A 23,497-nucleotide genomic window follows, 5' to 3' on the forward strand; every position below is an offset into this window, starting at 1 on the left:
AACGCATAACCAAGAAGGAGGGCACTATTGAGGGGCTCTATCAATAGTGTCTACCATTTACGTAGCATTTTTTAATCTTTTTTATTTCGATTAAATGGAATATCGACATGACAGAAGGCACATTATTTGCAGGCATGGTTGTCTAGAGTGGCTGCATTTTGAGGATTATTCCAGTCCTTTAACCAGTTTACGCTCAACTGGCAGATTGGGCTTCCATCTTTGGCCTTTCCTACATTCTTTCCAGTGACCTGATATCGGTAAGAGCCATCTGTTGAGATACCCTGTTGCAATTCATACCCGGGATTCAGGCAACTGTGGTGAAGTGTCACTTTACAATTCGTATCAACGATTACATTAAGACAGGAGTTGTCATGACCGTTGGTATGGCTATCAGGCTGGCAGGCACCATAATTAGGATACATGGCATAAACGTCAGGACAAGGAATACCTGTATTTTCCTGAAATCCAAGCAAATTAACTGGAAAATTACCCTGACTTATGGCTTTGAGTGTTGATGAGGTAGTTTTGTAAGGGACAACAATACCACTTACAGGTCCCCCTGGATAGAAAACGCTTAATGTTTTGTCAGGAAGAGCATAAAGGCATGCTTTGTCTTTGGGTAGATTATTGGTGACTATAAAATACATTGTTTTTACAGGAGCACTGCATAGAGTATTTGAGCCAAGTGAAAAAAAGAAAAGCATCACTAAAAATTTACAGGTATTCGCTTTACTCATTAGGAATTTCTTTATAAAGATTATTCATTGGTATAGATAAATGGTCTTTAATTTTACATGACGTAGATTATTAATGCTATACTGGCCATCTGTGACTGTTAAGATAAAATAATGGCTTATTCTTTTATGGCTGATAAAAGTACCGTTTGCTTCGTTTGTTTAGTCCTTTGTTTCTTCTCACTTGTTGGGCATGCAGCAGAAAGAGGCAACACCATCACGATTGTAAACAACACCTCTAAAAATCAGCTAATCTATTTACAGCTAGAACAAAATAATCGACACCCGCTATCTCAAAAAACTAAAACTTACTATAACAGCACTATTGGCTGCCTATTTCCTGATAATCCCTATAGCGGCCAGGGAAATGAACATACATGCCATTTTTCCCTGAGCAAAAATAGTAGTGTTGCTGTAGCCATAGGGGCAAATGAAACTCATCTTAATCCGGGAAAGCTAATGCTCTCTATCTCAGCGGGAGAAAATCATTATCCCCAAGGACCTTGCAATACCACATTGGCAGAATTTACTCTGGATGACAACGGCCGAGATACTTACGATGTGAGTTTGGTTAATGGTCAAAATTTTAATATGAGCATCCAATCAGACATGGGTAATCCTGTAGTAGTGCTCAACTCTTCAAAACTTGCCACTATCAAAAGTACTCTTGGGGTCTATCCTCCCGGTTGCTCACGGTGCATTGATGGGCTGGGCGTAGCCCCTGCATGGGGAGGTGATCCTCAAAAAAACACGCAAAATTGTCCTGGTTACGGCAGGGCGCCGGGCCCTATGCCCGCCAATTCCTGTAAATCGGGCAAGGAAATGGATCCCAAACCCAATGCTTGTCAAATAACTTACCAACACACCGGCGCAAATTATACTGTTATATTTAGTGATAAAACCCCCTAATTAAACCAGGGCATGGCTCCTAATATAAATTACCCTTCGCAAATCAAAAGACTCTTGCCAAAATTGATGATGCCACTCATCATATGAACTTTCTGTATTTTATGTTGTTAAACGGGCTGTATTTCCTGCAATTATGCAGTGATTTGAACAAATATCTAAAATCTCTGAATAAAGCTTAGCTGTTGACGGGGCTCTACCGCCTAAATTGAAACAATACCCTGTAGTAGATATTGTTTTACCTGATAATTCATTAATTATACCCCGGAGCAATTCCTGTGCTTCTTCTTGTAAATGTTCTACCTCTACCAGGTTTTTATAATTTATGCGTTTATCAAGAAAGATTTCAATTTTTTCAACAATATTTCCTGCGCTTGTAGTATATTTTTTGCCTGCAACAGTTTTACCAAGCCCATTTATAATATAACGATGTGATTGCAATTTGGAGAGAGTTTTTCTTAGAACGGCGTGTTCGAGTATAGAAGGAGTGACATGGTTAGTAATATCTAAAATCTCGTTATAGAGAGTAATAGTCGTTTGGTCTCTATGCCCCCACCAACCAAAAGACTTGCTGGTCTGAGCCGTTTTCTTATGTTTTAACTCATCTCCAATATCTTGAAGTAATTCTTGTGCTTTCTGTCTAAAGCCAGCGATGGTACTATTTTCTTGAAAATCGATTTTGGTAGCCAATAAATCTTCAATTTTTTTAACAATGCCTCCCGCACTGGTCGCGTATTTCTTGTTTTTAATGAGTTTACCGCCGCCATGGACAATGTAATCATGTGATTTTAGTTTCCAAAGAATCTCAAGCAAGAAAATTTGCTCAGGCATCGAATAAGAGTTGGCATCTGCCTTAAGCGTTTTAAATAACTGAGAAACGTGCTGTTTGGGGCAATGAATTTGGTATCGAATAGGTAAAGAAGATATTCCAGTAAATCTTTGGTCAGGTTCGTGATAGTTATAATAAAATTGGGGGAATTGATAAAATTTCATCCAATCAGCAATATTCATATTATTTGTGTGAGAAAGTTGGTCAAGATACTCCACAAGTCTATTGACTCTTTTGTAATTTTCTCCTAAATCGCCGTCACCCAATAATATTTGAGGGATTTGTTTTAATCTTCCATTAGCGCAAGCAACTTGCTCATCGGTGAGGGCGTCAATAAATAAATCCCCTTCTGAGTAGGTTATTATGGCTTTTGTTATTTGAGATAAAATGTCTTTTCGGCTCTCTATAGGGAGAAGAGCTTCACTTTTCCTTATAAAATGAGCTCTCAATTTCTCTTCATCAACAAAGTTGTGCAATAGAATTCTGACTTGTTTATCATCAACGACAAATTTCAAACCATTAACAAATTGCCTAAGCCTTGTATTAAGTTTCTTTAATCGCTCATCAGCAAGTTTTTCATCATATTTTTCTAGCTCTTCATCCGTTAGCAAGAGGATCTCCAAAGAGTTGCCTGGATTCAGATTTTTCAGTGAGTCAATAATTAAAGAATCAATTAGCGCAAGATCTTTGCTGGATAATACTACGGGTTTAAATGGGTTAAATTGGCCATTGAAAAAAGGAAGCATAATTTACACCTGTACCTTGGCATTATAATTTAACAACGAAGGGATCCATTAAAAAAGCACAAATTTTGATAAGTTATTATACACAAAGAGATATTTGTCGGCAATTGTGGCAGCAGTTTGGTAAACAATAATTTGAGGTTAAGTATTAGTCGAGGCGAGTGTATCTACTCTATTCACTCTATAAAATTTTTATTACTATAGCAGCGAAGCAATTTAAGTTATCAGGAAAGAGTTCATGATGAACCTTAGTAGCAAAAAAGCAGCATTAGTCACCGGGGCTAGTAATGGGATTGGCCTTGAACTTGCTAAGAGTCTTTTAAGCGACAACTGGGTTGTTTTTGGTACTGGACGGGATGTAGTCAGTTTAGAGAATACGAAAAAGCTTTTCCCTCGTTTTATTCCTATTCAATCTGATTTTACACGAAATGAAGATCTTTTATGGGTTGCGGAAGTCATTAAAGAATCGGGCCTTTTGCTTCATCTTTCAGTTCACAATGCAGGAGTGATGAGTCCTCCTCGCCCGCTAATCCAATACGACTGTGAGAGTATTGATGAGGTTTTTCAGGTTAATTTGCTAGCGCCAATGAAATTGATTGCGCTACTTACATCACAAATGCCAGAACAGGCGCGGATTTTATTTATTACCTCAAGGGCTTCAAATGTAAGATTAGAGGAATGCTCAACTTATTGTGCTAGTAAAGCAGGCCTGGATGAAGTAACTGCAATTGTGAGAAAAGAGTTAGAAGAAAAAAATATTGGTGTATCTTGTGTTATACCCGGTGAGGTTGATACAAAAATGCAAAAAGTTTTAAGAGAAACAATTTCATTTCATTTACATCAAATGTTTGATGAAGCTTATCAGACTAGGCATTTGATAAGCCCAAAAATTTGTGCAGAATTCCTTAAATGGTTTCTTTGCGACCTGTCTTTTAATGAGTTTAAAAAAACAAATATGCCAGTTTCAATTTATGATGAATGGCATCATCAATTTTGGCTTAAAGATAGAAATCAATTACCCCCATTCCCTTACTAATCCGGCCATGAATCTTAAGGCTTGTTTAAAAGGGTAAGCAATCGTGTGTTGCCTTTAAAAACGAAAACTCTCATTTTTCAGAGAGAATAAAACTTCTAAGAAGGGAGTTGTCAATAAAGAACTAAAACAAGAGAAAATACAAGCATTATGAGGGGGGATTGCTTATGAAGTTGCCATAGGCGGGCTATAAGCGACTTAAAAGGTTTGAAATTTTTTTAACTCTTTCCTCACGACTGCCCCAAAGCTCAATAATATGTGGGGCATTTTTTAAAGGCATGATTTGATATCTATTATCAAAATAAATTTGTTTAAAGAAGGCATCTACTTCTGCTCGATAGGCCTCATCAATGGGGCGAATCCCATCATTTTCAATGTCAACTAAGTGCTTTTTATTGATAGAGATAAAAATCAGGAGGTCAATAAATTCGAGAGACTCCCTGACAGGTTCAATTAAACTTTCTACAAAGGCCATATTCAAATCTGTTTGATGGTAATACTCCGTATATAAAGAGTAAGCGATGTAATCAATGGGAGAGCGGTCGAATACGACATTGCAAGAAGAGTCATGATATTGTTTTACGCGGCTGATGTTGTAATAAAGTTGGATTCCATTACAGAACCGTGTCGATTCCTTTCCAAATTTAATGTCATAATTAGCGCGTAAAGCCCTATATGGCTCTTCTTCTCGACGGTAATGTGGGTGAGTTTTTATAAAATCCCATACAAACGTACTTTTCCCCAAAGAGTGTGTTCCAGACACCGCAATACGCATGTATGCCCCTAACTGTACGATTTAGAATTAATTATAGTGTACGTCACTGGATTAGAAGGTGATAGAATACGCAGAGATGTCTAATCAATTTTTTCACTAATATTTTCTTAAGATTAATGGGTTATTATTAACCAATACACGTGTATAAAATTCTATAGAATAAAGGGGTAATCTAGGTTATGTTAGCTGTTGACAACAGTGGCCGAGGCAATTGCATGTACTATGCGTATGGAATTTCGCTAATGTATTTTTTGCGTGCCAAAAACAATAGTGAAATTACGGCAGAGATTTTTAGCAAACTAAAGCTTGAGCCACAACAGATCATTGAATTACAGACTTTATTATCTAAAGATCCCTCCCAAGAGTTTACAAGTACTGAGATTAAAACAATTATTGAACCTATTCTTGGAAGAGCAACAAGAAATTTAGCGGCAGATCATACAAAAGTTGAGTTTAAAACCAATCCCCAATCGACTTCATTATTTACTGCGGCAAAATATGGTTTGGAATTTTGTATAAAGCAATCTTCAAAGGCTAATAAGTCAATATTGACAGAAGTTGTAACGCATGATTTTTCTAACAGAGATTATACTGACGCTGAAATATACCGGCTTTCTGGCATAAAAACTGCGATGCTGGAATATGCTAATGCTATTTTGCCTGAGATCATAAAAAAGTTTGAAGAGCAATGGGGTAAAAAGGAAGAAGAGCTTAAAACGCAACGAAAAGAACTCACAAAATCGGAGATACAACTTTACCAAGATATTATTTTAGATAATCTCTTAAGAGAGAAGACAATCGACTTTTTCTTGGCTAATGATGAAAAATATCTTAACCAATACGTAAATCATTTAAAGAAAGAATATGTTTGGGGGACAGAAGAGACACTTTTAGTCTTACATCGTGGTATCCAGGGCGAGCAATATGAGCGAAATAAACAGGGGACTATTGATACCTTTTACGATACACAAATTGCTTTACACCTTCATCGAAACAATGTAAGTCCTTTTTACCAAATTGGTAATCCCGAAATGATTATTAATAATGAAGGAAATTTTCATTGGACTTCTAAAATCCCTGAAACGATATTTAATCCAGCACCAAAGCCTCAGGTACAATACAAAGAACAACAAAAATGTGAAATAAGTTTGAGTCCTTATCTGGGGGCTCTTGTTCCTAACTTTTCAGCAAACCCAAATCTTGAAAATTATTTTCGTGAAAAAGGATTTGAAGTTTTAATTAGGAATGAGCAAGCAATTCTCCATATGAAAGAGCAATTTTTTTCTGAACAAGAGAAGGGGAAGAGTGGTTCTACAGGGTATGATTTAAAGGGCTTTTTTGATTTTGTGATGAAAGCCAATAAAGAAAAGAATAGCCCGTATTATTTTAGTCTTTCTGATGAAACGAAAAAAGAATTGTCTTTTTTAGTCTATTTTCTGCCTGAGGAAACACATTTAGCATTAAATGAAGCGTTTAGCTTAGATGAGCAAATCCACTCGAAAGCTGAACAACAGGATTCGGAAACGAAGACGAAAGATGACGAGCCAAGTCTGTCGGAATCCAGCAAGAAAAAAGATGAAGAACAATCTAAAGAGAAACAGCATCAACAATTTGTTGCAGTAGCAATATCCAAAATTGATGATGCACTACAAACCCTTCAAGGTAAAATTGGTAAAGTTGATCAACATCGCTTCCCAGATGCTGCTATAGAAGCCAAAAAACTTTTAAACTCTTTACAAAAAGCTAGAGATAAGTATCACGAGGCTTTAAAAAATTCCTCTATTGATAGTGATATAGGAAAGATTGGCAAACAATTCCGAATGGAATGTGAGGCAGCGATCAAGGGTGCAAAACCAATATTAGAAAGAGATTTATCTTGGGGAGTTTATCTACAAAATTTATTGAAATCATTGGCCAATGCCGCAACTTACATAATAAGTTTTGGGCAGGCTAACTCTTTTTTTACTCCTGTAAAATCAGCCTCCTTAGAAGCTCTTGAACAAGTTGAAAAAAATTTTGTAGATATAAAGGCCAATTAAGTTAGTAAGGTTACATTTAGCACGAACTACTTATCTGGGTTGTTAATTTCAGGTTATTAATCTAGTTTGGAAAATCCCGAGTTGCGACAGCTGTCCAACTCGGGCTGCATTGGTTATATCATGATTGAATCAGTTATTGGCTATGCTTCCTAACCATTCTTTTGCGTCCTGACTTATTTTTTCATCGTTCAAGGCTATCTCAAAAATTGCTTTTTTACGCTCTGTATCGTTACCATACATATCGTTAAGCACTTCATTCCAGAGATTTAAGACAGCAGAGGATGGGGTTTTACCAACTTGTTCAAGAATGCCGTAAATACGTCCTCTCCAATAAGCATCCATTGCTTTTTCCAGCCATGAGACAATCTCAGGCGTTAAACCCGTTTCTTCAAGGCCTTTCCCTTCTCCAAATCCTTTCTCAAACTTTTTAGTTCGCAAATGGGCATATTTTCTTCCATACAGTCCATTAATTAGAAGTATGCATTTTTCGCCAAGTTTTATACCAATCGTTGATTTGGGATCTGAATCTAAATTATTCCTGATTTCTTCAACTAAATTAGCCCAGCCTTTTTCAAAGGAGGCTTTTTGTTCAGGTGTTGCATTGGCCTTCATTTCTGCTTCAAAAGCTGCGTATTGTTTTAATTCTTCAGGCGTAAATATTTCTTTAACCCAAGAGTGTTCAAGTTGCTGTGTCATACGATATACCTCAATTAATTTAATAATAGTTTCCCAAGGAATGGATTTATCGTCTTTAACATCAGAGATAATGCTTTTGAGTGATTTACTTGCATCAAGTAAGGTATTTGCTTTTTGTTCTAATAATTGCGCTTGAGTAATGAAATTCTCAAGTGCTCCAGCCTTATCTGTCAACAATGCCTTAATCTGTGAAAGTTCAAAGCCAAAAAATTTCAAAGCAATAATCTGTTGTAACCGCAACAAATCCTTTTCAGAGTAAACACGATATCCATTAGAAAGTCGTAAAGAGGGCTTTAATAAATTAATGCGATCATAATGATGCAGTGTTTGCACCGATACGCCAGTTAGTTTACTTAAGTCTTTAACATACCATTGGCTCATCATGTTACCTCCTTAAAGTGCAAGGTAAGGTATATAGCAACTATAGGGTCAAGTGGTTTTTTTAAAATTGAACAATTTATTTTGTGGATCATTTTTACACATCAATTTAGTTAGCTTAAGCATAGAGCTAACTTGGTTTTTTATAAACAATCTGTCAGAAATTTAGAAGTTAATCAATCCTTAATCTTTGTTGCTATACACTGTAAGAAAACCAATAGGAGACTACTATGTCCAACAAGAAATTATCAGAGCGTTTGAACAATGAATTGGATGCAATGGGAGTTCCTGGGTTAATGATGGAGCGCGTTCAAGTGTGTTCAAAGCTTTTTAAATTGCCCAAATTTAAAATGGAAGCTGTATTAAATGGAATGGTTCTCGATCCCAATTCAATTCAAAGAATTGCTGATGAGCTTGAAGTCAATGCGAACTGGCTATTGGGTGAAAAAACACCAAAGGCAAGTAAGCACTAGACGATGTGTTGACTTCCCTTGGTGTGTTAAAAATCACGAATTGTTGCTTAAGACTACTCAGTGTTATTCTTCCCAAGATTCCTCTGTGTTGGAGTGAGGATTAATGACTACACAGGAAATTATCGATGCTTATTTAAATTGGTATCGAACGAAGAGTGAGAAGTATTGGTGGGCTTGGGAAGAGGTTGATAATCGTCGTTCCGCTGAGTACCTATCTTTCATATATGAGCTTATTCAAGCTTGCCGTGATGATGCCGAAATTGCTTATGTGGCAGCAGGTCCCCTAGAAAATCTGTTTATTAAGCGTCATTTCATTATTAAAGAACCTTTGAGTATTATGATTCGTCAGAATATCTCCATTCAAAAGCTATCCAGTCAATTATTCTGTCGGCTGGCTCTCCCGAAAGAAAAACCTTAGATGAAATATTAAGTCAGCGTGGACTTGCTTATGCTTCCTTATGACCAAGAGTAGAAAATATTTCATTTGGGATAGGAGAAAATATATTGCTACCTAATAAAATTGATGGGTTAATTGGTAGAGAAAGGATACATGGCTTTTATCATTATTGAAGAAGGAATTGTTAAAAATGCCTCAGGATGAACAGCTTCATGATGTATTTATTGATTCGGATAAATCTAAATTGCACGAATCTACAAAAGAGGCTGAGGATAAGACGGTTGGGCCATGGCTGCGCCTGGGAGCAAGAACAGTAGATAACATAATATTTGTATGGATTTTAGTCACATTGCTAGTACTATTTACTCCTGCTTTTGCGGATGAAATCAATGAGGTAATTTTTGGCTTTGTAGTCTTATTTATGTGGGTATTCGTAGAAACACTACTCTTGATTACGCTAGGAACTACTTTCGGTAAGTGGTTATTAAAGATTCAAATTACAACTAGTGATAATAAAAAGCCAATGTTTCTCCACTCATTTAAAAGAAGTTTGAAAGTGTGGTTTTTTGGCTTGGCAATGGGAATTCCCTTCGTTGATATATTTACCTTAATTTCAGCCTATAGTGATTTAACCAAAAGAGGAATGACCAGTTGGGATAAATCTGAAAAATTTATTATTACCCATGGTGAGGTTAGCCTATTAAGGATAATAATCGTTTGGGTAATAATAGGAGTGAGTATATTACCTTTTTTTTTATGACAGCGTGTTAGGAGGGCTTAGTACTATGCGTACCGCATTTGTAGGGTTGGGTCTTAAGCCTGGTGGGAAAGGAGTTTTCTAATCATTTTTTGCCAATTGCGAACGTTTAATTTTGTAAGACTCGCGAGCAGTCTCTTAGTGAAGCTAACAACTTCATGGAGCATGCATCTAAGCCTTTGCGCTCCCTATTTTTGGGGAAAGACACCCAGATCTTTTGTATGAAAGAAGTGTGACAGACGCAAGCCGAAGCCTACTCTCATCATATCAGCGTTTGATGATTACCAGTCGATAGTTACCGTTGACGGAAAACTGTTTCTGTTGGAGATTCAGATACTTTCTTTCTTTGCAATCGATATCTAAAATATTTAGCTATGCTTTGGCATTAACAGATAATGGAGAAAAAATAGTTTTTGATCAAGTTAGGATTAGATGCAACCGGCGAGCAATTTAACTCCCTTAAATCAAAGGCCAAGCTGTTTTAAAAGAATTATCACGACGTTGGAATTTACCCTCTTAGCACTAAAAAAATCACGGGTTAGTGTATTACAAGGAAACGATGGTCGTGTAAAGAATAGTATTAATGTAATTGTCAACCAGTTATGCTGCGGAAATGTCGTCGCTTGGCAAACGAAACGGTATATAGTTTAGGTGCAGATGCCACCAATGAACTGGCCGTGCAAAAATCTTTAAAATTAAATAACCGACCGTTAAATCATCTTTAATAATGGGCTAATAGACATTTCCCCCATGGTGATTGATAAGTCATGCAACGAGTTGCTGATTGGCTCTAGGACGTGATTAAATAAGCTCTTTTTTAGCTTTGAGCTACAGTGTTTAGTGCCGATACTAGAGGCTGATAAATTGATGATGAGAATTAATTCATTAATGCAATAACCATATTGAGATAAGAGGCAAAGACCAGCCACAGTAGGTAAGGAGTTAATAACCAAGCAATGGCTTTGTGTCTTTTTTTAGCCTCGACGATTAAGATCACATTTAAACAGGTTAAGATAACAAGCCAAAGTGCACTTGGCACCAACCAATGTAGCCCAAAAAAGAGTAGCGTCCAGGCCCAATTCATGAGCATTTGTAATGCGAAAAGCACAGTAACTTTTTTAGAGGACACTTTATTATGGTTTGATAAAATCCAGGCAATGACTGCAAGAAGTGCATATAATAAGGTCCAAACAAACGAAAAAATAAATCCAGGAGGAGTTAAGGATGATTTATTAAGATGTTCATACCAGGGATGAATATTCGCCTGAGTTAGTAAACCTAGTAAAAAGCCTATGCTTTCAAAAAAAAGAATCCAGAATATCAATTTAATTAGCTTGTTCAGGCGCAAAATCATTTCTCCAAATTTGGGTCAGTCCTTCTTTATAAGTTGGGTATTGCAAATCAACATGTAACTCCTCTTTGATTTTTAAATTAGAAACTCGACGGTTATTCGCATAAAACTCTTGCTCCATGGCAGACAAATGGGCTTCTGAAAAAGGAATCAAAGGAAGTGGCTCTCGATGAAGAAGGTTGGCTGCATACTGGTCAACCAAGTGAGCTGGCGCTGGTTCATCATCAGAGACATTATAAATCGATAAGGGATTGGGTGCTTGAATTGAGGCAAGAAGAGTAGAAATAATGTCTTCTACATGAATGCGACAAAATACCTGCTTTTCTTTAAAAACACTGTGATTTTTACCTTGTAAGAGGCGTTCGAGCGCATTTCTTCCTGGCCCATAAATACCCGATAGCCTAAAGACATGCAGTGGCACTTGATGTTCTTTTGCAAACAAAAACCAGTCTTGCTCTGCTTTTAAGCGTGCGATTCCAGTTGGTGTATGGGGAATGCATTCACTTTCTTCACTCACCCAATTTCCTTGATGATCGCCATAAACCCCAGTGGAAGAAAGATAACCAAGCCATTTAAGATAGGGGGCTTGTTTTTTGATTAAGTCACCGTATTTAATTAATACAATATCACTCAAGGTCGCGGTAGGAGGAATACAAATCAACAGATGTGTTGCTAAGCTTAAGTAGTTCTTCAGGCTGGGGGAATCGAAATTAATTAGTTTAATGCCTAAATTATTTTTTGGGTGTTCATCCGGGGTGCGGGAGGTTCCAATAAGATTAAAGTCTTGCGCAAATAATTTAGGTGCGAGGGCTTTTGCAGTGTAACCAAATCCAAAAATGAAAAAATAAGGATTCATGGGCTATTCCTTTTCTTTAATTGTCTGTAATAGTCTAGGGCTTTTGAACGTGATTCGTTGTGATAATGATGGGTTTTGATTGTACTATAAATTGATGCTGCATTCCTGGATTCCCAAGGTGCATGAATTACATCACTGTTTAACGAATCAAGCTCCGGTACCTAGGCCTACATAGACACCATTGGGGGCAAATTTTCCTGCATCGACGATTGGATAACCAGTCATTCCTCCTGAGTGACTAGAGAGTTGTTTAATGCCTGAAGGCTGTGATGAAGCCACCAGTGTTTGCGTCTCGAAGGATACTGTTTTTTATCTAAATATAAATTGGAATCAATGTGTTGTGGTTCGTGCAAGCTTCAAAAAGCGCGCAGGAATATCAGCCAATCGCAAATCCTGTCTAAACCAAACTACTGTGATACTCATATCATCCTTATTTACTTTGTTTTACAGCGTGGTTTGCTCTGTGTTGAAGCAAAAAAGCGAGCCCTAGCCTTTAATTCTTCTAATTGGACTTGAGCATGTAAGGTGTTAAGTTGTACCTGTGTTGTCATTTGCTCGCGTTGATTGACTAAAAATAAAGTACTATCTCCTTGATAAAATTTTTTTGTTTCTCCTTGTTGCACCTTTTGCGCCAAGCTTAGTTCCTTTTCTAACAGATTTACTTGCCGCCTACTTCTGTTTATTCCAATGAGTATGTTTGAAAATTCATTGTTTAGTTGTTCGTACAAGAATCTCTTTTCAACTCGAACTTGGCGTAGCTCACTTTCTGCCTGGATTAAGTTCCCTTTAGCCTGTCTTTGCAACAAAGGAAATTTGAACGAGACACCAACCATTGCAGCTTGTGGAATTAATAAAGGATATCCACCTGTTCCATTTTGCTTAAAAGTGTAGGCAGTGGCATCTAATTGAGGTAGGAGCTCGTTACGTGCCTGATTGCGTTTTAGCCTCATCATATTGGCGAAATGATTAAGCTTTTTAATCCCAGGGTGTTCTATAAGTGATACCTTGGCTCCTTCGATGGCGGTTGAGGGTTTGGGCAAGTCCGGTAAGGACTGCTTCCTGGGAACTAGTGGGTTTCCCTTTGAATCTCGAAAATAAAGAGATAAGTTAATCGCTGCCTGTTCAAATATCATTTGTCCTTGATTGAGTAATTGTTCTCGCTGAATGATTTGTTGTAAGTTTTCACTAATGGCAAGTCTTGGCAAATCCCCTTGATTCGCCTGCTGTTCAATAGCGTGTTGACGTTTTTGTGCTAAGTTCAGAAGTTGTTTAAATGTCTTTAATTGAAGTCCTGCTTCTACCCATTGCCAATAAGCTTTAATCGCTTCTTGGTAAATTTTTATTTTAACGGCTTCAGCATTTTGTTCATTCATCAAGATCAATTGAGCAGAAGACAATAACCCGGTTCGTTCTTTATCAATTAATCGATCCCGAAGCAATGGAAGCGATAATCCAGCTCGATATTCTCCGCCGGAGTTCGTCAAATAGTTTTGATAGTAAATCGGCCAATTGCCTTCTCCATTGCGATAGCCAGCAAAAAGCTTCACGCCATTATAAAGCGTTGGAATTGTCAGTTGAGTATCGCCGTAATTATTAATATAACCACCAGCCGGTTGTGAGCGAGTACTAGCCTCCAGTGCAGGGTCAAATTGTCCTTTTGCATTGATAAATGCACCACTGGCTTTTATTACTTCAAGTCGGGCTATTTTTACTTGGGGATAATGCATGTCGATGCTTTGCAGGACGTGCATTAAGCCTAATTTTTGTGTTTTATCGGAGGCATATAGGGAGACTGAACAGGCTAATAAGGCGCCCAGTCCAATAAAAACAAGTAATAACTTACTGAGTTGTGATTTCCTCATGAGCTTGCCTTTTCTACCGCACTTTCGGGAGGAAAACCGTTGAACTGGCGCCATAATTCATACCACAAAGGCACTTCGCCTAACTGAACCCAACCATGTACGCGCACTCCTTGTCTTAAAAAGGCTGACTCAGGCCAAGGCTCATCAGGCACAATCACAGTGCGAAACAAGCCCATACCATTATCTGTAGGATCGATAAAAGCTACTTTCCCACCAAAGGTACCTACGGCGATTTGCGGCCAACCTCTAAATTGAATAGCAGGCCATCCTTCAAATTGGAGACGTGCTTTTTGGTTAAGATGAACGAATGGGATGTCATTGCCATGAATCCAAAGTGCTACTGCTCTTGATTCGGTTACAGGTATAATCTGAGCTAATACTTCGCCCTCCTTAACGACAACGCTTTCTTGTCCTGTCAAACGCTTAAAGATGATGCCAGGAACATGAGCCTTAATGAGTTGGGTTTGCTGCCTTGCAATCCGAACATCAATAGTAACCTTATCGATATTAGCTTGGGCTAATTCATTTTGATATTTTGCATACTCAATTTGGGCTAATTCATATTGGCGTTTTGAGTTAATGCCTTGCTCATATAAGTTCTTTTGGCGATCAACATTGGCTTTCCCTGCGATTAATGATTGCTGTGCAGCCTCTATGCGAAGCAAGATAGCCTTTTTTTCTAACTCCAATCTGCTAAGTAATTTTGGGTCATTATCGGTAATCTCTACAATAGGGTCGCCCGCTTTAACACCAACACCCTCGTCCACGTACCATTTTTTAATTCTGCCATAAATGGGTGAATTGACAGTATGCAACCGCTCGGTTGGTGAAAAAGCAATGACTTTACCGCTTCCAAGGGCAAATTGTTGCCAAGGCGTAAAGCTTAAAAATAAAATTAAAATCAGGAGTACTAAAAAAATAATCTTAGCTATTTTGCGTGGATTAGGTAATTTGCCAATCATTTGATAGGCGTGTAGCTTCATGAGAGCACCAAGCGGTTAGAGAGTGGGATGAGATTAGGATATTGAGTAATTATAATCAAAAGAGTCTCCTTGAGTGTTGCTAAATAGTAGATAAGTAACTCAATGTCTTTTGTAGTCAATCTATCAAAGAGGGCATCAATAATAATAAGCTGGGGTTTTGCAACTAGGGCACGAATCACCATGAGCTGAATGAGTTCAAGTTCAGTAAACACTTGCTCCCAATCATAAATCATGCTTTTTAAACCATTAGGCTGACTCATGATTTTATCCATCAAACCAAAAGATTTTAAAAGCTCTTTTAATTGCTGTATAGAGAAGGATGGTTGATTGAGGCGTAGATTGCCATAAATGCTGCCAGCAAACCATTCTTTATCTCTAAGTAACAGGGTGTGCTCACGAATCGAGCGTCTGTATTCTTGATGACAGAGGGTCTTGTTGACATAAACTGATAGGCTAGTATTGTTTTTAAAACCCAAAATAAAATCCGTAAATGACTCTTTTTTTTGTGTTTGATTCAAGCAAATAACTAAAGGATTTCCTGGGCTGCTGGATGCTTTTTCTTGATTTTGAGTCACTAAAGTGATGTTTTTTATCGGTATGATAAGTTCAGTTAATTCTGTGTTAATAGGTTCAGTTGGGAGATTTAATACCATGTCAATTTTATGCTCGGAAGCAATTAAGTCGTAATAATTTTCTAAAAGAACACCAAAGCGTTTAAAAGCGTAGATTAATGCGCCAAGCACAATCTCTGCTGCAACAAGCTGACCTAAACTTAATTGGTTATTGATCACAAGATAGCCTCCTAAACCGAGCAAGAGACTACTAGCGAGTGCCGAAAGGATATAAAAACCAATTTGATGTTTGATGAGTTGCTTAAAATGCATATTGCGCGCTTTTAAAAAGGAAACCAAGCGCTTATCAGTTTGCTGGGTTGCATAGTGATGATAACGATTAAAGCGAAATAAAAAACGATTGGTAAGCAACTCCTCTAACCAAGCACCGATTTGATGTTTTTCAGTGCATTCTTTTTCGGCACTCGCTAATCCTTTACGATAAGGTAGAAAAACAATCAAAATAATACTCAATACAATGAATAAATCAAATACGAGAAAGAGTGGATGATAAAAAAGAAGCAAGATTAAACCAAAGAAAAGCTGCAAACTTAAGTTCACCCCATAGAGTAAAAGACTTGATAACGCTTTTTTTATGGTCACCACTTCGAAAAAACGATTAACGAGCTCTGGACCATGATGTGAAGAGAAATTATCTAGCGATAAATGGGTAAATTGACGGGTTAGGTTAAGGCTTATTTTAACCATTAATTTCTGTTGAATGACTTCGATGATAATAGTTTGCCATATATTTAAAGCCCCTAGGGCAATCATTAGTATTAGCACCATAACGCTTAGTGTTACCACCGGTTGAAACAATTTACCAAAGGCAATCAGATTAACTAAGGTTTGGGCTGCAATAGGAATACTTAAGCTAAGTAGACTCACTATTACGCTTATCATAATAATCGATGAAATGGCTGCTTTATCCAAAACCTCAACAATTGAGTTCATTTCTTGTTTCATTAAACGCCTCATATCCTTTGCTTAATGTTTTAATTTATCCATTATAAAAAACTCCAGAGAGTCAATTGCTTTGTTTGCCACCTCTTTTTTAATTAAGGACACATGGATGTCTTCTAAAGAGGGCAGAAAATAATCATCCAATCTATCCAGGTAGTTAGGAATCATACTGCGCTGTATGGCTGTAATCCCCAGACCTGCTCGAACGGCGGCCATTTTTCCCGCATAACTTGGGCTACTAAATGCCAGGCGCCATTTTAAGTGATGTTGATTGAGCGACTCAATTACGTTACCCCGATAGACACAGGGAGAGGGGGAAAGAATCAATGGAATGGTTGCTTTTTCATTAAGGACTGGTAACAATTCTCTTTTACCTACCCATTCTACGGGCTCATTCCATACATTAACGCCTTCATGAATTTGATTTTTGTCATTCGTTTTTATCAAGATTAAATCAAATTCGTCTTGATGAAATCGCTCAATTAAGTTCAGCGTTAAATCGCACTCCACATTGAGTATGACTCTGGGATGAAGTCTTGAAAATTCAACCAAGATATCCGAGAGCATCATGGATGCGAAGTCCTCAGGTAGACCAAAACGAAGTTCGCCCTTTAGCTCAGGGGATTTAAATCGGTCAAGCGATTCACGATGCAGTTCATAAATTCGTTTGGCATAGCCTAAAAAAAGCTCCCCATCAGGGGTTAAGGATAATTCTCGCCCACGAGTAATTAATTGTTTTTCAACTAAATTCTCAAGCTTAGCAATTTGCTGACTTATGGCGGATTGAGTTCTGCCTACACGTGATGCTGCTTTTGTAAAGCTTTGAGTTTCCGCCACCGCTAAAAAGCATTGTAAGGTTATCGTATCTAGTGACATTAGAACTCCTAATAAAGAGTATAAATATTTTTAATTTCACTTATATAAGTATATTTAATATATTCTGATTGTAGCAAAACAATTTCTAATGGGGAATGATGTGAATACAACAGTTCAAATTTTTTTATGCCTAATGTTAGCCTGTCCGATCATAGCACTTGCCCTTAACTCCATTTTAATTTCGCGACCAATTATTGCCGCGCGCCTTGCGGGCTACTGTATAGGGATCGGATTTTTAATTGGTGCAGGGTTACTCTGTTACTTATCCTTATCACAAAATTCTGCAGTATATTCATTAATAAGTCTTAATGGACTGAGCTTGTTGTTATGCAGTTTAGTACTATTGGTCAGTTTTGTCGTGCATCGATTTTCATTGAGGTATATGCATGGTGACAGACTCTACAGACGCTTTTTTCTACTTTTATCAGTACTCACATTAACGGCATTACTCATGGTTCTTGCCGATAATTTATTTCTATTCTGGGGTGCTTGGTCTTTTTCTAATCTGTTTCTAGTGCTGTTGATGGTGCATAAAAAGGAATGGATGGCTTCAAAGAACTCTGGACTTTTGGCTTTTTATACATTCGTTTCAGGGAGCGCCTGTTTATTAGTAGCTTTTATTTTTCTAAGTTTAGGTTACTCGACTAGCTCTATTGTAGCTGTGAACCAACTGTCTAATTCTGGCCGCTTACCCGTACTTTTGCTTTCCATGGGCCTTATCTTAGTTGCAGCATTAACCCAGTCAGGATTATTTCCTTTTCATCGCTGGCTTATCAGCTCGTTAAATTCGCCAACTCCCGTTTCCGCTTTAATGCACGCCGGCCTTGTCAATGGTGGAGGAATTCTACTCGTTAAATTTGCACCACTGATGATGCTTTATCCAGAATTGTTAACTTTATTATTCATAGTGGGTGGCTTGTCTGCACTCTTAGGAACGATCTGGAAGTTGATGCAACCTGATATTAAAAAAATGTTGGCTTGTTCCACCATGGCCCAAATGGGTTTCATGATGATGCAATGTGGGATCGGTTTATTTGCTGCGGCTATTGCTCATTTATGTTGGCATGGATTATTCAAAGCTTATCAGTTTTTAAGTTCGGGCTCTGCGGTAAAACAAAAAAAATCAGAGACTTATTCTTTGAAAGCGTCTCCCATGATGCTCATCACCTCTCTTGTCGGCGGCGTGGTTGCGATGAATTCCTTTGCTTTCGTTACTAATAAATCGATCTCATTTTATGAGGCGAGTGCGTTTGTCTTGTTCTTTGCCTTCATTGCTGGTGCGCAGCTCACCCTTACTTGGATTCGCAGTTATCAGACTACTTTACGTCTGGTATCAGGGCTAGTGCTCGCTTCCTTTTCTGGACTGATGTACGGGGCAAGCATTCAGCTTATTCAGTTGTTGATTCCAAATATATCGACACTCCACGCATCTCAATTATCGCTAATCCATTGGAGCATAATGATTTTATTTGGTGTTCTCTGGTTGGCATTTAATCTTGGAGTACACAAAACAATAGGTCAATCAAAATTAGGCTGTTGGCTTTACATGAGTTTGTTCAATTCAAGCCAACCTTCAAGAAAAACCGTAACTGCTTTACGAACTGATTACAATTACTAAAGGTATTAAGGAGTATTTATGACTAGTGCAAAAATGTTAGCTGAACAAGATACGACTAGGACAGAAATTAAAAAGACAGACATGACCTGTCATCGAGCAAAAAGCAAAGATATTGAAATACACGCTTTGGTACATAATGCTGCAAAATGCATCGCGCCTGTTTGGCCTCTTGAAACCTTTATTGCTTGCAATCCCTTACAAGGCTTTGAAGCACAAACGTTTGAAGAGGCATTGGCTCAGGGTGGTTTTAGGCGTCAAAGAGTGGAGCGCAACCTGCAACTCGAAGAGGTTAATCTTCAAATGATTAAATGGTGCGGTGGCTTTTTAGATGCAGGGCAAGGGAGTATTGATATGCCACATCGTGAGAAGGGATTTTATTTTGGATTCTTAAAATTAGCGTATTTTGATAAACAATTACACCACAATAAAAAAGAAGCAAAAGAATTTCTGCAACAATTACCTGAATCGGCAGAAGAGGCAATTAAAATCTGCTTGCAAAGACTTCATGTTCCTCAAGGACAAGAAGAGATTTTTATTTCACAAACACTTCGCTATTTACCAGGCTGGGCAGGATTTGTGAAATGGAAAACCGATTGGCAGAATTCCAAGAAACCAGAGGAAACGCGAGTCACCCTTACTGATTTTCTGGCGGTGCGTTTGGTACTGACTTGTTTGCTCTGGCCTGATGCCACCAAGGAAAAAAAAAGCCTCGACGATGGTTCTTTGGTTAAAACAGTACTGGCACAATTAAAAAGTAATGAGGATTCCTATCGGCAAAAGCTATTAAATCTGCTTTTGCCAGAGGTAAAAAAATCACAAGTGGCTGGTGTACGAAGAGTGGCCCAATTGGTTTTTTGCATTGATGTTCGTTCCGAGCCATTTCGTCGCGCCATTGAGTCTTTGGGGCATTATGAAACCTTCGGTTTTGCCGGATTTTTTGGACTTCCTGTGCGTATCGAGGAATTTGAGACCAATAAAAATAAAGAATGTTGCCCAGTCTTATTAAAGCCTAAATATTCCATTAAAGAATTACCGGCTGCAAATAAAGACGATTTTGAGCGCTATCAGCGAGGAAAGGTATTCATTAATAGTTGTAAAAGCCTTTATAAACAACTCAAATATAATGTGTCCACACCCTTTGCTTTAGTCGAATCCTTAGGGCTTTGGTGTGGTTTGAATATGACTTTAAAGTCCTTATCCCCTGAATTAAGCAACAGTTCACTATTAAGTATCAAGAGTTGGTTAAAACCCCCTATCCCAACTAAAGTGACTTATGAGTTGAGTGAAACCGATGCCGAGCAAGGTTTGTCTTTGCAAGAGCAGATTAGTTATGCTGAAACGGTATTGCGTCTTATGGGGCTCACTTCAGGTTTTGCGAAACTCATTATTCTTTGTGGGCATGGAAGTAGTACAGAGAATAATCCTTACTCCTCTGCTTTAGATTGCGGTGCCTGCGGTGGGAATCATGGGGGTATAAATGCTCGATTATTGGCTTCCATTCTCAATAAAGGTGAGGTTCGACGAGGTTTGGAAGACTGTGGCATACACATCCCCTTGGATACGGTATTTTACGGAGCACTACATAATACAACTACGGATTGCGTAGAGCTTTATACAGAAGATGTAGCTAAACACATTTATCCTGAACTTTTAAGTCAACTTCAAACCGATTTAAAAGAAGCAAGGCATATAACCAATCAAGAGCGAGGAGTGAAATTGCATAGTAACACCCCTCATAAAGACATCACAAGAAGAAGCTTAGACTGGTCTGAAACACGACCTGAATGGGGTTTAGCACAAAATGCTGCCTTTATTGTTGCACCCCGCCATCTGACAAAAAATATCTCTCTTGATGGTCGTTGTTTCTTACATTCCTATCGCTTTGAACAAGATAGTGAAGGAGTATTGCTTGAGACTATTCTGACCGCCCCCATGGTCGTGGCTGAATGGATTAATACTCAATATTTATTTTCTACTTTGGATAATGTCGCGTTTGGAAGTGGAAGCAAGATTACCCACAATGTAGTTGGAACCATCGGGGTGATGCAGGGAAATGGAAGCGATCTGATGCACGGGCTTCCGCTGCAGTCAGTCATGAGTTCTGACAAAGAATCCTATCATCAGCCACAGCGTTTATTGACGGTTATTTATGCCCCCAAAGAGATGGTTTATCAGGTGATTCAAAAACACGCCATCTTACAAACCTTATTTTTTAACCAATGGGTGCATCTGGTAGTTATCCATCCGATGAATCAAGTTTCTTATCAATTAAACCAACTCGGTGATTGGATTGAAGTGGAATAATAGGAGGAAAAATGAGTGTTATTAAAGTTCAAGAACGAAAAGATATTGGGATTAACCTACATCCGATGAAAAAAATTGAAATTATTGTTGCAGGAGAGCACGAGCACTTTATCACCTCAATGATGGAAGAAGCATCTGTTACCGGATTTACGCTGATAAGAAACGTTTCTGGAAAAGGTCATCATGGCTTTCATGAAGGAAAAATGATGTTTAATGATAAATCCTCGTTAGTCTTGTTTATCGCAGTTGCACCTGAAGAGGTGATTGTGACCCTTGCTTTAGGTATGAAAACCCTGTTTCAGAACGAGTCTGGGGTCATGTTTGTTTCCGATGTTTCAGTTGCAAGGCTTGACTATTTCCATACTAGGGGCGCTTAATCATGTACTATAAAAATCAGAGCGTTTTACTAGCATCCAAACATGAAAAGGAACAAGCAATTGCTGCACCATTTATGAATAGGCTATCGTGCACCTTGAAGGTGCATGATTTTGATACCGATCAGTTTGGCACTTTTACGGGAGAGATTGCTCGGACTCTGAGTCCCTATGAAACCTGCCTCTTGAAAGCCAAAACGGCAGCTGAGCAATATGATTATGCTTATTCTGTGGCCTCTGAGGGAAGTTTTGGGCCTCACCCTACATTTCCTTTTATACCAAGTGCCCATGAATTGATGGTATTTATTGATAGAGAGCATGATTGGGTGATTGCAGAGCAGCTAGTAAGTCAAAAAACAAACTATGCGATGATAACCATTAATAAACATGCTGAGATTGATGTCTTTCTCAAGCAAGTTCAATTTCCTTCTCATGCACTTATTGTGCAAGGAACTTCTGATAACCGTGTTATTGCTAAAGGCATAAATGATTTAAAGGTCTTGATTCATCATTTAACTATTGGTTTCAAAACTGAAAAAGAGCTTCTTTTGACAACGGACATGCGGGCTATGATGAATCCTACTCGAATGGAATTAATAGGTAAGTTAGCAGATAAGTTAGCACTAAGGATTGCAACCCTTTGTGTTCAATGTGCTTGTCCAGGCTTTGGATTCAAATCAACTCGTGGCACACTTGCTTGCTCTCTTTGTGGTTCTTCAACCTCGTATTACAAAGAAGAAGTGTGGGGTTGTATCACTTGTGAACATGAAGAGTATAAAATGCGAAGGGATGGATTGTTAAAAGCAGATCCTAGGTATTGCGATTATTGTAACCCTTAATGAACGTGTTTCTTTGAGGCAGCGCTGTTAAGCGCACTTATGATAGGTTATGATGGCATTTTTTTAAAGAATTCCCGATGAAAAAAGGATTAATATTGATCAATCTGGGTACTCCATGCTCTACTAATGGCTCAGACATTAAGCGTTATTTGCGACAGTTTTTGACCGATAAGCGTGTCATTGATATACCGACGATGCTGCGTTACCTTTTGGTCTATGGATTAATAGTACCTTTTAGGTCAAAGAACACAGCTCATGCGTATAAATCTATATGGACTTCTCATGGCTCTCCTTTAATGGTTTATAGTCAGGAATTGGCAAGCTATACCCAACGGCTTTTGGGAGAAGAGTATAAGGTGGTATTAGGCATGCGTTATGGCAGTCCGTCCATAGAACAAGCACTTCATGAATTAAAGTCATGTCAAGAGATTACCATTTTTCCTTTATATCCCCAGTATTCGTCTGCTGCTACAGGTTCCTCTATTGAAGAGGTAATGCGTATTTTATCCAAAAAAGAAGTGATTCCTTCTCTTCACATAGTTCGTGATTTTTATCATCATCCGGCATATATTACCTCACAGAGCGAAGTGATTAGAGATCATTTAAGCAAGCAATCTCATCTATTATTAAGCTATCATGGAATTCCTGAACGTCACATTATTAAAGGAGGTTGCAAGGCGGTATGCTCGAAAGACTGCTCTTCGATAACCATAAAAAATCAAGCATGTTATCGAGCGCAATGTTTTGAAACAAGTCGTTTGCTTGCAAAAGAATTAAAGTTAAGTCCACAACAATACACCACGGCGTTTCAATCAAGACTGGGCAAAACACCTTGGATAAAACCCTACACGAATGAAGTATTATCTGAGCTTATTGAGCAAGGAATTCGAAATCTTACTGTTGCTTGTCCCTCTTTTGCAGTTGATTGTCTTGAAAGCTTGGAAGAAATAGGTATGCGCCTTAAAGAGCAGTGGATTCATTTAGGAGGAAAAGAGTTTACTCTAGTCCCTTGTTTAAATACCAGTAAATCTTGGGTGGAGGCTCTTGTTGAACGAGTTAAATTCTGAATTGAAAACCAAAAGATAGGCGTTTGATTGTTT

General features: G+C 38.2%; 22 protein-coding genes. 11 read left to right on the forward strand and 11 right to left on the reverse strand.

The window, feature by feature from the left end; all coding sequences use genetic code 11:
• Positions 1–122: 122 nt before the first annotated feature.
• Positions 123–737 (reverse strand): hypothetical protein, encoded by a 615-nt coding sequence (locus tag Lbru_RS08110; protein WP_058441692.1) that lies wholly within the window; start codon positions 735–737, stop codon positions 123–125.
• A 111-nt stretch (positions 738–848) separates the two neighbouring features.
• On the opposite strand from Lbru_RS08110, the gene Lbru_RS08115 reads away from it, so the two are divergent.
• Positions 849–1,643, forward strand: a complete 795-nt coding sequence (locus Lbru_RS08115; RefSeq protein WP_058441693.1) for a thaumatin family protein — start codon at positions 849–851, stop codon at positions 1,641–1,643.
• Between the two features lie 99 nt (positions 1,644–1,742).
• Here Lbru_RS08115 and Lbru_RS08120 read toward each other — a convergent pair whose 3' ends face one another.
• Positions 1,743–2,984, reverse strand: a complete 1,242-nt coding sequence (locus Lbru_RS08120) for a hypothetical protein (protein ID WP_131793590.1) — start codon at positions 2,982–2,984, stop codon at positions 1,743–1,745.
• 466 nt (positions 2,985–3,450) lie between these two features.
• Here Lbru_RS08120 and Lbru_RS08125 point away from each other — a divergent pair, with 466 nt between their 5' ends.
• A complete protein-coding gene (locus Lbru_RS08125) occupies positions 3,451–4,248 on the forward strand; it encodes an SDR family oxidoreductase (protein ID WP_083500870.1) in 798 nt (265 codons plus the stop codon).
• Between the two features lie 184 nt (positions 4,249–4,432).
• Here the strand turns inward: Lbru_RS08125 and Lbru_RS08130 are convergent, their stop codons facing one another.
• The gene (locus Lbru_RS08130) at positions 4,433–5,020 is read right to left on the reverse strand and encodes an AAA family ATPase (protein ID WP_058441695.1); all 588 of its coding nucleotides are present in this window, start codon (positions 5,018–5,020) and stop codon (positions 4,433–4,435) included.
• Positions 5,021–5,199: 179 nt separating this feature from the next.
• Here Lbru_RS08130 and Lbru_RS08135 point away from each other — a divergent pair, with 179 nt between their 5' ends.
• Positions 5,200–7,059, forward strand: coding sequence for a hypothetical protein (locus Lbru_RS08135; protein ID WP_131793591.1), 1,860 nt, complete (start codon positions 5,200–5,202; stop codon positions 7,057–7,059).
• Positions 7,060–7,188: 129 nt separating this feature from the next.
• Here the strand turns inward: Lbru_RS08135 and Lbru_RS08140 are convergent, their stop codons facing one another.
• A complete protein-coding gene (locus Lbru_RS08140; RefSeq protein WP_058441734.1) occupies positions 7,189–8,136 on the reverse strand; it encodes a MerR family transcriptional regulator in 948 nt (315 codons plus the stop codon).
• 227 nt (positions 8,137–8,363) lie between these two features.
• On the opposite strand from Lbru_RS08140, the gene Lbru_RS08145 reads away from it, so the two are divergent.
• The 3 genes from Lbru_RS08145 to Lbru_RS08155 all read left to right on the forward strand — a co-directional run bounded on the left by Lbru_RS08145 (position 8,364) and on the right by Lbru_RS08155 (position 9,763).
• Complete coding sequence (locus Lbru_RS08145) at positions 8,364–8,606, forward strand: hypothetical protein (RefSeq protein ID WP_058441697.1); 243 nt, start codon at positions 8,364–8,366, stop codon at positions 8,604–8,606.
• A 103-nt stretch (positions 8,607–8,709) separates the two neighbouring features.
• Positions 8,710–9,024, forward strand: a complete 315-nt coding sequence (locus Lbru_RS08150) for a hypothetical protein (RefSeq protein WP_058441698.1) — start codon at positions 8,710–8,712, stop codon at positions 9,022–9,024.
• A gap of 169 nt (positions 9,025–9,193) precedes the next feature.
• Complete coding sequence (locus tag Lbru_RS08155) at positions 9,194–9,763, forward strand: RDD family protein (protein ID WP_058441699.1); 570 nt, start codon at positions 9,194–9,196, stop codon at positions 9,761–9,763.
• A gap of 874 nt (positions 9,764–10,637) precedes the next feature.
• On the opposite strand, the gene Lbru_RS08160 is transcribed toward Lbru_RS08155, so the two are convergent.
• The 7 genes from Lbru_RS08160 to Lbru_RS08185 form a co-directional block, all read right to left on the reverse strand.
• On the reverse strand, positions 10,638–11,114 hold the full coding sequence (locus tag Lbru_RS08160) for a TspO/MBR family protein (RefSeq protein WP_058441700.1): 477 nt from the start codon (positions 11,112–11,114) through the stop codon (positions 10,638–10,640).
• Entirely contained in the window at positions 11,086–11,967 is an 882-nt protein-coding gene (locus tag Lbru_RS08165; protein WP_058441701.1) for an SDR family oxidoreductase, read from the reverse strand. Before Lbru_RS08165 ends, Lbru_RS08160 begins: the two co-directional genes overlap by 29 nt.
• Before the next feature lie 147 nt (positions 11,968–12,114).
• Entirely contained in the window at positions 12,115–12,246 is a 132-nt protein-coding gene (locus Lbru_RS17780) for an FAD-binding domain-containing protein (protein ID WP_238583854.1), read from the reverse strand.
• 155 nt (positions 12,247–12,401) lie between these two features.
• Positions 12,402–13,829: a TolC family protein gene (locus Lbru_RS08170; RefSeq protein WP_058441702.1), complete on the reverse strand. Its 1,428-nt coding sequence runs from the start codon at positions 13,827–13,829 to the stop codon at positions 12,402–12,404.
• Positions 13,826–14,812, reverse strand: coding sequence for an HlyD family secretion protein (locus Lbru_RS08175; protein ID WP_058441703.1), 987 nt, complete (start codon positions 14,810–14,812; stop codon positions 13,826–13,828). The genes Lbru_RS08170 and Lbru_RS08175 overlap by 4 nt, the downstream gene beginning before the upstream one ends.
• Positions 14,809–16,389 (reverse strand): ABC transporter transmembrane domain-containing protein, encoded by a 1,581-nt coding sequence (locus Lbru_RS08180; protein ID WP_131793593.1) that lies wholly within the window; start codon positions 16,387–16,389, stop codon positions 14,809–14,811. Before Lbru_RS08180 ends, Lbru_RS08175 begins: the two co-directional genes overlap by 4 nt.
• Positions 16,390–16,410: 21 nt before the next feature.
• Entirely contained in the window at positions 16,411–17,262 is an 852-nt protein-coding gene (locus tag Lbru_RS08185) for a LysR substrate-binding domain-containing protein (RefSeq protein ID WP_058441704.1), read from the reverse strand.
• A 100-nt stretch (positions 17,263–17,362) separates the two neighbouring features.
• Between Lbru_RS08185 and Lbru_RS08190 the strand changes: the two genes are divergently transcribed.
• The 5 genes from Lbru_RS08190 (at position 17,363) to hemH (ending at position 23,464) form a co-directional block, all read left to right on the forward strand.
• Positions 17,363–18,880 carry a proton-conducting transporter transmembrane domain-containing protein gene (locus Lbru_RS08190; RefSeq protein WP_083500871.1) on the forward strand — a complete coding sequence of 506 codons (1,518 nt, stop codon included), beginning with the start codon at positions 17,363–17,365 and terminating at the stop codon, positions 18,878–18,880.
• A gap of 18 nt (positions 18,881–18,898) precedes the next feature.
• The gene (locus Lbru_RS08195) at positions 18,899–21,184 is read left to right on the forward strand and encodes a DUF2309 domain-containing protein (RefSeq protein ID WP_058441706.1); all 2,286 of its coding nucleotides are present in this window, start codon (positions 18,899–18,901) and stop codon (positions 21,182–21,184) included.
• Between the two features lie 11 nt (positions 21,185–21,195).
• Complete coding sequence (locus Lbru_RS08200; protein ID WP_058441707.1) at positions 21,196–21,561, forward strand: P-II family nitrogen regulator; 366 nt, start codon at positions 21,196–21,198, stop codon at positions 21,559–21,561.
• Between the two features lie 2 nt (positions 21,562–21,563).
• Positions 21,564–22,397 carry a DUF6671 family protein gene (locus Lbru_RS08205; protein WP_058441708.1) on the forward strand — a complete coding sequence of 278 codons (834 nt, stop codon included), beginning with the start codon at positions 21,564–21,566 and terminating at the stop codon, positions 22,395–22,397.
• A gap of 77 nt (positions 22,398–22,474) precedes the next feature.
• A complete protein-coding gene (hemH, locus tag Lbru_RS08210; RefSeq protein WP_058441709.1) occupies positions 22,475–23,464 on the forward strand; it encodes a ferrochelatase in 990 nt (329 codons plus the stop codon).
• Positions 23,465–23,497 lie beyond the last annotated feature (33 nt).

Source organism: Legionella brunensis (assembly GCF_001467025.1).
Taxonomy (GTDB): Bacteria; Pseudomonadota; Gammaproteobacteria; order Legionellales; family Legionellaceae; genus Tatlockia; species Tatlockia brunensis.

What these genes read in the sequence shown, in the direction of transcription:
- Lbru_RS08110 (WP_058441692.1), bottom strand. Translation starts at nt 737, where the DNA reads ATGAGTAAAGCGAATACCTGTAAATTTTTAGTGATGCTTTTCTTTTTT.
- Lbru_RS08115 (WP_058441693.1), top strand. Translation starts at nt 849, where the DNA reads ATGGCTTATTCTTTTATGGCTGATAAAAGTACCGTTTGCTTCGTTTGT.
- Lbru_RS08125 (WP_083500870.1), top strand. Translation starts at nt 3,451, where the DNA reads ATGATGAACCTTAGTAGCAAAAAAGCAGCATTAGTCACCGGGGCTAGT.
- Lbru_RS08130 (WP_058441695.1), bottom strand. Translation starts at nt 5,020, where the DNA reads ATGCGTATTGCGGTGTCTGGAACACACTCTTTGGGGAAAAGTACGTTT.
- Lbru_RS08135 (WP_131793591.1), top strand. Translation starts at nt 5,200, where the DNA reads ATGTTAGCTGTTGACAACAGTGGCCGAGGCAATTGCATGTACTATGCG.
- Lbru_RS08140 (WP_058441734.1), bottom strand. Translation starts at nt 8,136, where the DNA reads ATGAGCCAATGGTATGTTAAAGACTTAAGTAAACTAACTGGCGTATCG.
- Lbru_RS08145 (WP_058441697.1), top strand. Translation starts at nt 8,364, where the DNA reads ATGTCCAACAAGAAATTATCAGAGCGTTTGAACAATGAATTGGATGCA.
- Lbru_RS08150 (WP_058441698.1), top strand. Translation starts at nt 8,710, where the DNA reads ATGACTACACAGGAAATTATCGATGCTTATTTAAATTGGTATCGAACG.
- Lbru_RS08155 (WP_058441699.1), top strand. Translation starts at nt 9,194, where the DNA reads ATGCCTCAGGATGAACAGCTTCATGATGTATTTATTGATTCGGATAAA.
- Lbru_RS08160 (WP_058441700.1), bottom strand. Translation starts at nt 11,114, where the DNA reads ATGATTTTGCGCCTGAACAAGCTAATTAAATTGATATTCTGGATTCTT.
- Lbru_RS08165 (WP_058441701.1), bottom strand. Translation starts at nt 11,967, where the DNA reads ATGAATCCTTATTTTTTCATTTTTGGATTTGGTTACACTGCAAAAGCC.
- Lbru_RS08170 (WP_058441702.1), bottom strand. Translation starts at nt 13,829, where the DNA reads ATGAGGAAATCACAACTCAGTAAGTTATTACTTGTTTTTATTGGACTG.
- Lbru_RS08175 (WP_058441703.1), bottom strand. Translation starts at nt 14,812, where the DNA reads ATGAAGCTACACGCCTATCAAATGATTGGCAAATTACCTAATCCACGC.
- Lbru_RS08180 (WP_131793593.1), bottom strand. Translation starts at nt 16,389, where the DNA reads ATGAAACAAGAAATGAACTCAATTGTTGAGGTTTTGGATAAAGCAGCC.
- Lbru_RS08185 (WP_058441704.1), bottom strand. Translation starts at nt 17,262, where the DNA reads ATGTCACTAGATACGATAACCTTACAATGCTTTTTAGCGGTGGCGGAA.
- Lbru_RS08195 (WP_058441706.1), top strand. Translation starts at nt 18,899, where the DNA reads ATGACTAGTGCAAAAATGTTAGCTGAACAAGATACGACTAGGACAGAA.
- Lbru_RS08200 (WP_058441707.1), top strand. Translation starts at nt 21,196, where the DNA reads ATGAGTGTTATTAAAGTTCAAGAACGAAAAGATATTGGGATTAACCTA.
- Lbru_RS08205 (WP_058441708.1), top strand. Translation starts at nt 21,564, where the DNA reads ATGTACTATAAAAATCAGAGCGTTTTACTAGCATCCAAACATGAAAAG.
- hemH (WP_058441709.1), top strand. Translation starts at nt 22,475, where the DNA reads ATGAAAAAAGGATTAATATTGATCAATCTGGGTACTCCATGCTCTACT.